The organism is Sinomicrobium pectinilyticum (assembly GCF_003725735.1).
GTDB classification, from domain to species: domain Bacteria; phylum Bacteroidota; class Bacteroidia; order Flavobacteriales; family Flavobacteriaceae; genus Sinomicrobium; species Sinomicrobium pectinilyticum.
Map to the genome: position 1 here is coordinate 1 of NZ_RJTM01000178.1, position 11,962 is coordinate 11,962.

The following is an 11,962-nucleotide window of genomic DNA, read 5'->3' on the forward strand; positions in this document are numbered from 1 at the left end:
GCCTGCCTGTGGAACAAAAATTGCTATTTTTCGCTTCTATTAAAAAAGTTTAAATGAGTTCTATAATAAAAAACCACTACCCTGTTGTCCGGATAGTGGTTATACCAAATATGCTTCTGATGATTTTATTTCAGTGTAAACGTGGAAGACCCTAACTCCCTCAGTTTACTGTCAAAAACCTTTACTTCATAATTTCCCTCTGCAAAACCTTCACTTCCCTTATCTACATAATCGCATACATCCAAAGCTGCATTTTCATAGTAGAAATTGGATATTTTACTGTATGTTAGGTTCTTGGTCTCGGATTTCTGTACGGCTTCCATTTCCTCGGCCGCATCCTCTACGATATCCGAATCCCCGAGGGATGTCGTATCACTTGCAATGGCATTTTTAACTGCGGTAATACTTTTTGCTACCGGGGGAGTATAACTGGCAACTGCATTTTCTCCCATTATTACCCCGTCAGGACCGGTTACCTGTACATAAAACTGGGTATCCCCGGAAGATGCTATACGGTTTGCCGCAACGGTATAACAGATTTTCAGTTTATCCGCTCTCCTGTGACGGTTTACGGAAACCAGTTTCCCACTGTTACGTTCTCTCACGGCTTCCACGGAAAACTTGGAAAGGCTGAGTGCTGATCCTGCGTCCACTACCTTTGCCAGCTGGACGTTCTGTGTAAGGATAGAATCGGCATACTCCGCTTGTCTCTCCAGTGTGGTCCTGGTGCTGTCCCTTTGCATGGTCAGCATTTCGTTAGACCGCCGCAGGGAGTCGTTCTGGGCCAGAAGAAATTCCCTTTCCTTGGTAAGTACGTTTACCTGTCTTCTGTAGCGATACAGGGCAGAAATATCCGCTTTCATGTTCTTTACGGAATCTATATACTGGTCTATCCTCGCCCGTGCAGCCAGCAATTCCTGATTTGTAGAATCGCTTTCCGTGATTGCTCTGTCATAGTCCGCTTTGAGATTATTCAGATCTTCGACCACCATATTTTTCTGATTGGTAAGGTCTGCCGTAGTCTTTTTCTTATCGCTGTATAAGCTTGAGGTATAGATCAATGTCCCTATAAGGGCCACCCCCAGCAATGCAGCTATAACTTTCAAACCGTTATTACTCTTTGATTCAGTCATAATGATTTCTTTTTAACTGTTAACGCCTGATTTTAATTTTTGTTATATGGTCAACGAATATATATACGAATAAATTTAACAAATAGATTTTTTATTTTCATATTTGCTTTAAGATTTAAACCAGGTATATGCGAAATTTTTTGTGTTTATACACCCTCAGGGATATGGAAAAAATCGTCTCCCGAAGAAAGGGAGAAGTTAAATTCGGAGAGCGTATAAGACTACTCAACGAGGGGCAGGAGATGGAGGAACAACTCCTGGAATCCAAGGCCAAATATGTCCTTTTCGGAATACCCGAAGATATAGGTATCGCAGGCAATAACGGCCGAAAAGGTGCCCGGCATGCCTGGGCCGCTACATTGCAGCAACTGCTCAACACACAAAATCAGCGGAATAATAAGGCAAAAAGAATTTTATTACTCGGCCATCTTGATTTTTCGGAAGAGATGAAAGAGCTCGATGCAATGGACCCTTCGCGGGATACCTATATTGAAAGAGCCCGGGAACTCACGGCACAAATAGATGCGGAAGTAACCGACCTGGTCCGGAAAATCGTAACGGCCGGTAAAAAGCCCATCGTAATCGGAGGGGGACATAATAATTGTTACGGTATCATAAAAGGATGTGCCCTTGCCCTGGGCAAACCTGTGAACAGCATTAACATAGATGCCCATACCGATTTCCGGTCGTTGGAAGGAAGACATAGCGGTAATGGTTTTTCCTATGCTTTCAGGGAAGGTTTTCTACAGCGGTACTTTATTTTCGGCCTGCATAAAAACTACACCTCCAAATCCATTTATAAAAAACTCGAAGATCAGTCAGACCACATACGCTTCAATACCCTGGAAGACCTGTTACTCCCTTCCGAGAACGGCCTGGACTACCAGATGGAACAGGCCCTGCACTTTATAAAAAGAGATCCATACGGTATAGAAATAGATTGCGATGCCATACAGAACGCCCCCAGCAGTGCCATGACCCCTGCCGGGTTTACCTTAGAACAGGTACGAAAACTTATACATCACTGGAAAAGCAATAAAAATGTTCAGTACCTGCACATATGCGAAGCGGCTCCACAACCGGAAAATGACAATGAAACCCGCCTGACCGGTAAACTTATTTCTTATCTCGTTACCGATTTCATCCGGAAATAGGCCCGGTATATACAACTTTCCGGGAATAGGATCAGAATCTTTTCGTAATTTTGGGAGATCGTATAATCTGCAAAAACGAAATTATGAAAAGATATATTGTCCCTCTGAGCGTCATTGTTCTCAGCTGCTTTTTTATCCGGAGCGGGTTTTCTCAGGCAGAACCCGATACCCTGGTCACCGGGAATGGAAATAACATTATTATCCAACCCGTACACCATGGGACCCTTGCCCTGCAATGGAAAGATATTTCCATTTATTTCGACCCTTACGGGGGCGTCGGTAAATTTTCCGGCTTGAAAGCCCCGGATATTATTTTCATTACCGATATTCACGGTGATCATCTGGACAAAAGCACCCTGGAAGAGCTGGATACATCCAAAGCTATCTTTGTAGTACCACAGGCCGTTGCGGACCAGTTACCCGAAAACTATAAAAGTAATATGGTAATAATGAAAAACGGGGAAAGGGAAAAAGTCTCCGGCATTACCGTAAAGGCCTTACCGATGTATAATCTCCCGGAAAGCGAAGATGCTCACCATGTAAAGGGGCGAGGGAACGGTTATGTACTTATTATGGACGATAAAAGAGTGTATATCAGCGGAGACACGGAAGATATCCCGGAAATGAGAGCCCTGAAAAATATCGATGTCGCTTTCGTATGTATGAACCTCCCCTACACCATGCCCGTAGAACAGGCGGCCGATGCCGTCCTGGACTTTAAACCTGCAATTGTGTATCCGTATCACTATCGCGGCCGGCCCGACATGAGCGACACCGGAAAGTTTAAAAAACTCGTAGATGCCGGGAATAAAGATATTGAGGTCAGGCTCAGAGATTGGTATCGATAAAACCATTGCTTTCCCCATAAAAAATAATTGCCCGGGTATATACTGCTTTTCTATATACCCTGGCAATTTTATTATAATTTATGTACCGTCGGCAATTACTTACTCAGGTACATTTTTCTCCTGGTGTACAGTTCGTAAAACTGATCGTCCTTAAGGCTGTCTATAAACAGTATCCCTTCTCCTGTACTTTTCATTTCGGGCCCTAAGTTTTTATTCACATTTGGGAACTTATTGAAAGAGAAGACCGGTTGTTTTATAGCATATCCCTTTAATTGCGGTTTGAATTCAAAGTCCGTTACCTTCTTTTCTCCGAGCATGACTTTGGTGGCGTAATTCACATACGGCTCTCCGTAGGCCTTAGCAATAAACGGTACCGTTCTGGATGCCCTCGGATTGGCCTCTATGATATAGACAACATCGTCCTTGATAGCGAACTGGATGTTGATAAGCCCCACGGTATTGAGCGCCAGCGCAATTTTTCGGGTATGATCCTTTATCTGTTGTAAAACAAATTCCCCGAGATTAAACGGCGGCAACGTTGCATTGGAATCCCCGGAATGGATACCACAGGGTTCAATATGCTCCATTATACCTATAATGTATACGTTTTCTCCGTCACATATCGCATCTGCCTCTGCTTCTATGGCACCATCGAGATAATGGTCCAATAACAATTTGTTATTAGGTATCTTGCGGAGAAGGTCTACAACATGTTCTTCCAGTTCCTCCTTGTTAATCACGATTTTCATTCCCTGTCCGCCAAGCACATAAGAAGGCCTTACGAGGATAGGGAAATTGAGATGATCCGAGAGCCTGAGCGCATCTTCGGCCGTTTCGGCCACGCCGAATTCCGGGTATGGGATATTGTTGTCCTTAAGCAGAGTGGAGAAGCTCCCCCTGTCTTCCGCAAGGTCCAGCGATTCAAAGCTGGTACCGATGATCTTAATACCATACTTATCCAGCTTTTCGGCTAGTTTAAGTGCAGTTTGCCCACCCAACTGTACGATCACTCCTTCCGGGTTCTCGTGACGGATGATATCGTAAATATGCTCCCAGAAAACAGGCTCAAAATACAGCTTATCCGCGGTATCGAAATCCGTGGAAACGGTTTCCGGGTTACAGTTTATCATAATAGTTTCGTATCCGCATTCCGCTGCTGCAAGCACACCGTGCACACAACAGTAATCGAATTCTATCCCCTGCCCGATACGATTGGGTCCGGAACCGAGTACTACGATCTTTTTCTTGTCTGTGACTTTACTCTCGTTATCCACAAAACGTTTTCCGTCCACGGTTTCTATCTCGTCTTCGAAAGTAGAGTAATAATAAGGCGTCTGTGCCTTGAATTCAGCGGCACAGGTATCTACCAGTTTATAAATACGTTTTACACCGAGTTCTTCTCTCTTAGTATAGACTTCACTTTCCCAGCAATCCAGCATATGGGCTATCTGCCTGTCGGCAAAACCTTTCTGTTTGGCTTCAAGCAGCAGTTCTTTGGGCAGGGATTCTATGGTATATGTGGATACTTCTTTTTCGAGGAAATGCAACTCTTCATATTGTTTCAGGAACCACATGTCTATTTTGGTGATCTCATGTATCCTGCTGAGGGGTATTCCCATTTGAATGGCATCGTAAATAACGAAGACCCTGTCCCAACTGGCGTATGTCAGTTTTTCGATGATCTGATCGTAATTTTTATACCCTTTCCCGTCGGCACCAAGTCCGTTTCTCTTAATCTCGAGAGATTGTGTAGCTTTGTGAAGCGCTTCCTGGAACGAGCGTCCTATACCCATTACCTCTCCAACGGATTTCATTTGCAGTCCCAGTGTTCTGTCGGAACCTTCGAATTTATCGAAGTTCCATCGTGGTATTTTTACAATAACGTAATCGAGCGTAGGCTCAAACAATGCCGATGTGGATTTGGTGATCTGGTTATCCAGCTCATCCAGTGTGTACCCTATGGCCAGTTTCGAAGCTATTTTTGCAATGGGGTATCCTGTTGCTTTAGATGCCAGCGCGGAGGAACGGGACACACGGGGATTTATTTCAATAGCGATGATGTCTTCTTTATCATCCGGGCTCACGGCAAACTGTACGTTACATCCTCCCGCAAAATCACCGATACTGCGCATCATATGGATAGCCATATCCCGCATTCTCTGGAAGGTTCTGTCCGAAAGGGTCATTGCAGGCGCAACCGTAATGGAATCCCCGGTGTGGATTCCCATCGGATCCATGTTTTCGATCGTACAGATAATTACAACATTGTCGTTTTTATCGCGTAACAACTCCAGTTCGTATTCTTTCCATCCCAGCAATGCCTTGTCGATCATGACTTCATGGATCGGGGAAATCTCCAGTCCCCTGGTCAGCATTTCATCAAAATCCTCTTTGTGATGTACAAAAGAGGCTCCTGCCCCTCCGAGGGTAAAAGAGGCCCTGATTACCAGAGGAAAACCGAATTCCTGAGCTATTTCTTTTCCTTTGAGATACGATGTTGCCGTGGCCTGGGGAGCCATGGGGATACCTATTTTCAGCATCAGCTCCCTGAACTTCTCACGGTCTTCGGTAATATTAATCGCATCGATGTCCACCCCTATGATCTCTACGTCAAAATCTTTCCAGATCCCTTTCTCATCGGCCTCAATACAAAGATTTAATGCAGTCTGCCCCCCCATAGTCGGCAATACGGCGTCTATATTTGGGTGTGCCTTCAGTATTTCTATAATGGATTTCGTGGTCAGCGGTTTCAGGTACACATGATCTGCCATGGACGGGTCCGTCATAATAGTTGCCGGGTTACTGTTTATCAAAACAGTTTCCACTCCGTCTTCTCTAAGGGAACGCAGGGATTGCGAACCGGAATAATCAAACTCACACGCCTGACCTATGATAATAGGTCCCGAACCGATAATCAGAATACATTTTAGATCTTTTCTTTTTGGCATTTCTTTGGTATTGTGTTATTTAAACAAATTATGTGCTGATAAGGTATAAAAAAAGGTGTCACTCTTTAAAGCAACACCTTTATATGAATAGAATTTCAATAGCATTATTTCTTATGCCTTGGTTCGGAAGATACGGTTAATTTCTTTCTTCCTTTTGCCCTTCTCCGGGCAAGCACTTTTCTACCGTCCGCAGACGCCATTCTCTCTCTAAAACCGTGCTTGTTCCTTCTTTTTCTCTTTGAGGGTTGAAATGTTCTTTTCATGGTCTAATATCTTAAAACTTCTTTAAAAATACCTAATTCATTATGCACGAGATTCCTTCACAAAAGTGCGGCGCAAATATACGAAGAGTTTTTACTTTGACAAACCATTTCAAAAAAATATTTCCCTCTTCCGTTTTTGGTCCCTGGCACCGGCAACCACCTGATATTCCGTATGTCCGTAACCCGGCTGTTGTACATCCCTAATCCGAATATAATTTTTCAGGTATTTATTGCACGGAAATTTGAGATATACGGTACACGCTCCATGACTTTTTTTTAACTTTGCATTCTTGTTCGCCAAAGTGCATTCTTAAAAAACCACAACATGTTTAATAAAAATCTAAAATTAGTTATCGCGGCGCTTATTATCGGTTATGCTGTTTATCAGTTTATCGAGGGTAACATAGGCAACGGTATATTCCTGATATTACTTTCGCTGGTCTTCATTTTCCTTTACTTCAGAAATGAAATGATACTTCTGGCCTTTCTTCGCATGCGCAAACAGGATTTCGAAGGGACTGCCAAATGGCTGAACAAGATCAAAAACCCCGAAACGGCCCTTATCCGCAAACAACAGGGATATTACAATTACCTCCACGGTATCATGGCTTCCCAGAACAACCTGACCCAGGCCGAGAAATATTTCAAAAAGGCCCTGAAACTCGGGCTCTCCATGAACTATGATGTTGCCATGGCCAAACTGAGCCTGGCGGGAATAGCCATGCAAAAACGCAGAAAACGTGAAGCTACTACCCTGCTTAACGAAGCCAAGAAGCTGGACAAACAAAACATGCTTGCCGACCAGATAAAAATGATGCAGCAGCAAATGAAAAAAATATAGCAACGCCAGAGGTACGGAGGCAGAAATATTCCGACTCCGTATCTCCGGTTTTTAACTTCCTACGTTGTAATATCCCTTTTCGGGAATCTCTATAAAATATTTTTTTCTCGACTTATTATTGAGTTTAGTTTCCCTGAGCCAGGGATTGTGTATCTTAAGAATCTTGTAGTTAATTCCCTGTTTCTTGGCAAAATCCGCCAGATCGTCTATTTCATAATCCACCTCAACTTTTCGCGTGGGGATATAAGTATACATATGCCTGGGCTCGATATTAAACCCGTATTTCTGCGGATTGGAAAGTATTTCCTTAATGGCCAGTATCCGAAAAAGATACCTGCCAGTTTCTTCACCCAGTAGAATATCATAGTAATCGCTTTCTTTCTGTCTTTCCTGTTGCCTGGATATTCCGGTTCTTCCGGCATTGTATGCTGCGGCAGCCAGTGTCCAGCTTCCCAGCAGGTTTTTAGCCTTTTTAAGATAATCACAGGCCACCTCTGTAGATTTTTCCAGGTGATAACGTTCATCCACATTATCATTCACTTCCAGCCCGTATTCCTTTCCCGTAGCACTCATAATCTGCCAGAACCCGGTAGCTCTTGCGGGCGACACCACATTCTGCAGCCCGCTTTCGATAACCGCCAGGTATTTAAAATCATCCGGAACACCGTGTTTTGCCAGTATAGGTTCGATAACAGGAAAATATTTATGCGCCCTTTTAATAAGCAAGAGCCCGTTGGACTGCCAGTACGTATTTACCAGTATTTCCCGGTCCATACGTTCCTGTATATCGGGTTCATCCAGAGGTACCGTCTCTCCGGCAAAATTCAAATTATCTATGAAATCGATAGCATATACATTATAATCACCTACCGCTTTATCACTTACTTCAGATGCTTTTTCCACTTCTATCACATCTTTCCCTTCTCCCTGCACCGAACTCAGAAAAAAACCTGCCAATGCAACAATCCCTATGGCCATAAGACCTTTTTTCAACCATTCCATAACTCTCATCTTGATCTCTGTTACTCTTTAACATTAACGCTTGTTTTTCCGTAATCATATAAGAAAACCACGGATATAGCAAACCAATACGCTGTAAAGGTAAAAAAAATCCCTGTCACAGGATTCGAACAAACGGTTGTTTTTAATTCTCGATAAGTGAAGAAAGATGCTCGTTAAACCATTTATAACGGTTAATGATCATAATATGCGTACCCTTATCGATACGGATACAGTCTTTGATCCTGGCTATAGGGAACACGGGGTCTTTATCTCCGTGAATATGGATTATCCCCGGCAGTATCTCATCCCTGTCCCAGCAGACAATAGCATCGATAGCCCAATCGATATACTTCTTGTTACGGACGGACAAATATTTTTCATAGAGTTGTATCCTCTTGGTAACCGCTTCACCAAAAGCGTACTTGGCCAGGAGCTCCACATTGTTTATCAAACCGGTAGGGAGCAGTTTATATGCCCTGGTATACCGTGCAAATAACATCTTGGCAGGCAGTTCTTCCCGGCACTTTACACTGGAAATAATAATTACTTTCCGCGGGTTTACATACGCCACCATCTCCTGTACCAGCATGCCACCGAAAGACACCCCTATAAGAACCGGTGCTTCGTGCTTTATATGAACGCACATTCTCAGGGCATAATTTTTTAAAGATTCGTTTTCCAGGGGCAGCATCCATTCCAGATAATGTATCTCAAAACGGTCTTCCGGTAACCGGATATTCTCAAAAATAAGCGGACTCGCAGCCATGCCGGGCATAAAGTAAACAGGGATTCTGGGCGTATCCATCAATTTGTTATATGATTGTATAATAGACTCTTAGTATTTTTTCGTATCTTTGTACCCGCAAATCACCAAATGCTATGGTTTCCTTCCGTTTTTCAGAACGGTTTCGGGAAACGACAATCCAGCGTAAAGTCCGGGTTATTTCGTAGTTCTCTACAAATTTAGGCTTTACGGAAGAAAAAGAAACATTTCTCCTACAATTCTTGCACAGGGAAAAAATAAGATGAAAAACAAAAGTGTATATCTCATGCACAACGAAACCCGGGCCACCCGGCACTCAAATGCCATTCCCGGATTCCGCTTACATTATAATTCCAGTAAATAAAACTAAAAACGATGAGTGAAGTAGCTGTTAAAGACAATGACTTTTTGCGCCAGTTCGAAACCCGTATCAACGGCAAACTGGCCAAAATTGAGTATTCCTCCCAAGACAAAAAGATCTTCCTGACCAAACTGGTCCTTCCCGAGAATTTCGATGAGCACCTGAAAGACGAGTTTATCGAATCCGTACTGCACATTGTAGAGGAACGCAATATGCGGGTAGTCCCCACAAGCCCGGAGATAGCACGTTTTTTGCGAAAACACAAAGAATACAAGAATCTGCTTCCCGTAGGCATCCGCATCTGAGGCAAAACCAGGTTCTGTCGTCTTTTGGAATTCAACGGTTGTATTATTGCTGACGTCACCGTATCACCGAAATGTCTGTCTTTCCGATCACGGCCGGAATAGTTCTATGGTATAGTCCAGCAATTCCGCCCCTCCCGCATCGCCATGACCCGGGACAACAATTTTTAAATCGGGATATTCCTTTTTTATTTTCCGGATGGTTTCTGGCCATGCAGTGACATTGGCATCGTCCAGATTACCCTTATTCGCCCCGGAAGCTTTGACCAGGCACCCTCCGAACAATACGCCGTCATCCGGGAGGTAACCTGTTATGTTATCCTTCGTATGTCCTGCTCCCGGGTATTCCAGGATAACGTCTTTACCTCCTACACGAAATGTTCCGGAGCGATCAAAACCTTGTTGAGGAATCGGGGAAGCATTTGATTCTGCCAGTGCAATAGTAGCATTGCCCGCATATGAAGGTATGCCCCTGCGGTGGAATGCCTCCAGTCCGCCCAGGCAATCTCTATGAAAATGCGTAGGAATAATTGCCTTGATTTTACAATGCAGGGAATCTTCCACCCAGCGGATCAGTTCTTCCGAAACAATCTCATCTCCGGGGGTGTCGAGAACGACAGCCTCTTTTCCGTCAAAAAATACTGCCCCGTTACAGGAAACCCTGCCAAACCCCTCCACATCCATATAAGAGGTGTGGACATAGGCATGGTCGGAAATCCGGCGGACCTGCAGACTGTCCGAACTGTAATTTTTATCAGCGACCACGGGTTTTCCGGCGCCGCATCCCAACAATAACAAACCGAAAAAAGAAAACAGGCTATATCTCATCACGTTTACAGGGAAGGTCTTATTTAGCGACTGTGATTCAGGAAGCACAGACTTCTTCATTGACAAAATCAAAACGGACCAGTCCGTCTTCGTCTATCTCCGTAAGTACAATGGTATGCAGGGTATTTACCAGTTCGGGGTTCCACGGGGCCTTGACTTTTACATAGTTCTCGGTAAATCCGTGTATATACCCTGCCTTGTTCTCTCCCTCGAAAAGTACGGTCCGTATAGTTCCCAGCTGACTTTCATAAAATGCCCGGCGTTTTTTCACAGATAATCCCCTGAGCATTTTACTTCTTTTCGCCCTGACTTTTTTCGGCACCGCACCGTCCATTTCTGCCGCAAGGGTATTGTCCCTTTCGGAATACGTAAATACATGGAGATAGGATATATCCAGTTCATTTAAAAAATGATAGGTTTCCAGAAAATGTTCATCCGTTTCCCCCGGAAACCCGACGATGACGTCTACCCCTATACAGGCATGCGGCATCACTTCTTTTATTTTCCGTACCCGGTCCACATAAAGTTCACACAGATACCTGCGTCGCATTTTTTTCAGGATATCATTGCTTCCGGATTGCAGCGGGATATGAAAATGCGGAACAAAAGTCCTGCTGTCCGCTACAAATTCTATGGTTTCGTTTTTTAACAGGTTGGGTTCTATGGAGGATATACGAAGGCGTTCTATGCCTTCCACTTTATCCAGCGCCTGCACCAGGTCCAGAAAGGTATGTTCGTGTTTCTTGTTGCCGAATTCCCCTTTACCGTAATCCCCGATATTCACCCCGGTAAGAACAATCTCCCGGATGTTCTTCCGGGATATCTCCCTTGCATTGTGCAATACATTTTCCAGTGTATCGCTTCGGGATATTCCCCGTGCCAGCGGAATGGTACAATATGTACATTTATAATCACAACCGTCCTGTACTTTCAGAAAAGCGCGGGTCCGGTCTCCTATGGAGTAACTACCTACATAAAAATCCGCTTCCTCTATCTCACAGGAATGTACCTGCCCGAAGTCATTTTTGGAAAGATCATTTATATAATCGGTGATTTTAAATTTTTCCGTTGCTCCCAATACAAGGTCCACACCATCCGTTGCAGCAAGCTCTTCCGGCTTTAGTTGAGCGTAACAGCCCACAGCGGCCACAAAAGCATTTTCATTATTCTTCAGAGCCTTTTTTACCACCTGCTTAAACTGCCGGTCGGCATTTTCCGTTACCGAACAGGTATTTATCACGTAAATATCCGCCCTTTCTTCAAAATCCACTCGGTCAAACCCCTTATTTTGAAAACCCCGGGCAATGGTTGATGTTTCCGAAAAATTCAGCTTGCATCCCAATGTATAAAAAGCGATCTTTTTTCTTTGATCCATGTACCTGCCTGATTATAAATTCAACACCCCCCGAATACACTCATAATGAGATCCTTGAAAATATTCGGAGAGTGCAAAGTTACTTAAAGTATTTAGAACAAGTTAAAAAAAATCTGTAGATTCGCAGGTCAGGTTTAAAACTGT

11 protein-coding genes are annotated in these 11,962 nt (G+C 43.8%); 4 read left to right on the top strand and 7 right to left on the bottom strand.

Translation table 11 applies throughout. The features are described from left to right. Positions 1-125: 125 nt before the first annotated feature. Positions 126-1,133 (bottom strand): hypothetical protein, encoded by a 1,008-nt coding sequence (locus ED312_RS22000; RefSeq protein WP_123218176.1) that lies wholly within the window; start codon positions 1,131-1,133, stop codon positions 126-128. 128 nt (positions 1,134-1,261) lie between these two features. On the opposite strand from ED312_RS22000, the gene ED312_RS22005 reads away from it, so the two are divergent. Both ED312_RS22005 and ED312_RS22010 read left to right on the top strand, forming a co-directional pair. Further along, entirely contained in the window at positions 1,262-2,287 is a 1,026-nt protein-coding gene (locus tag ED312_RS22005) for a formimidoylglutamase (protein ID WP_123218177.1), read from the top strand. An 83-nt stretch (positions 2,288-2,370) separates the two neighbouring features. Then, on the top strand, positions 2,371-3,135 hold the full coding sequence (locus ED312_RS22010; RefSeq protein ID WP_123218178.1) for an MBL fold metallo-hydrolase: 765 nt from the start codon (positions 2,371-2,373) through the stop codon (positions 3,133-3,135). Positions 3,136-3,230: 95 nt separating this feature from the next. Here the strand turns inward: ED312_RS22010 and carB are convergent, their stop codons facing one another. Together carB and rpmH are read right to left on the bottom strand one after the other, a co-directional pair. Continuing rightward, positions 3,231-6,083, bottom strand: a complete 2,853-nt coding sequence (gene carB / locus ED312_RS22015; protein WP_123218179.1) for a carbamoyl-phosphate synthase large subunit — start codon at positions 6,081-6,083, stop codon at positions 3,231-3,233. Between the two features lie 104 nt (positions 6,084-6,187). Further along, on the bottom strand, positions 6,188-6,346 hold the full coding sequence (gene rpmH / locus ED312_RS22020; protein WP_072316091.1) for a 50S ribosomal protein L34: 159 nt from the start codon (positions 6,344-6,346) through the stop codon (positions 6,188-6,190). A gap of 325 nt (positions 6,347-6,671) precedes the next feature. Here rpmH and ED312_RS22030 point away from each other — a divergent pair, with 325 nt between their 5' ends. Next, complete coding sequence (locus ED312_RS22030) at positions 6,672-7,187, top strand: DUF2892 domain-containing protein (protein WP_123218181.1); 516 nt, start codon at positions 6,672-6,674, stop codon at positions 7,185-7,187. A 51-nt stretch (positions 7,188-7,238) separates the two neighbouring features. Here the strand turns inward: ED312_RS22030 and ED312_RS22035 are convergent, their stop codons facing one another. Beyond that, a complete protein-coding gene (locus tag ED312_RS22035; protein WP_123218201.1) occupies positions 7,239-8,189 on the bottom strand; it encodes a lytic transglycosylase domain-containing protein in 951 nt (316 codons plus the stop codon). A gap of 142 nt (positions 8,190-8,331) precedes the next feature. Beyond that, positions 8,332-8,994, bottom strand: a complete 663-nt coding sequence (locus ED312_RS22040) for an alpha/beta hydrolase (protein ID WP_123218182.1) — start codon at positions 8,992-8,994, stop codon at positions 8,332-8,334. 333 nt (positions 8,995-9,327) lie between these two features. On the opposite strand from ED312_RS22040, the gene ED312_RS22045 reads away from it, so the two are divergent. Next, complete coding sequence (locus tag ED312_RS22045; protein ID WP_123218183.1) at positions 9,328-9,618, top strand: GNAT family N-acetyltransferase; 291 nt, start codon at positions 9,328-9,330, stop codon at positions 9,616-9,618. Positions 9,619-9,705: 87 nt separating this feature from the next. Here ED312_RS22045 and bla read toward each other — a convergent pair whose 3' ends face one another. Beyond that, positions 9,706-10,443, bottom strand: coding sequence for a subclass B1 metallo-beta-lactamase (gene bla, locus ED312_RS22050; RefSeq protein ID WP_123218184.1), 738 nt, complete (start codon positions 10,441-10,443; stop codon positions 9,706-9,708). 37 nt (positions 10,444-10,480) lie between these two features. After that, a complete protein-coding gene (mtaB, locus tag ED312_RS22055) occupies positions 10,481-11,818 on the bottom strand; it encodes a tRNA (N(6)-L-threonylcarbamoyladenosine(37)-C(2))-methylthiotransferase MtaB (RefSeq protein WP_123218185.1) in 1,338 nt (445 codons plus the stop codon). Positions 11,819-11,962 lie beyond the last annotated feature (144 nt).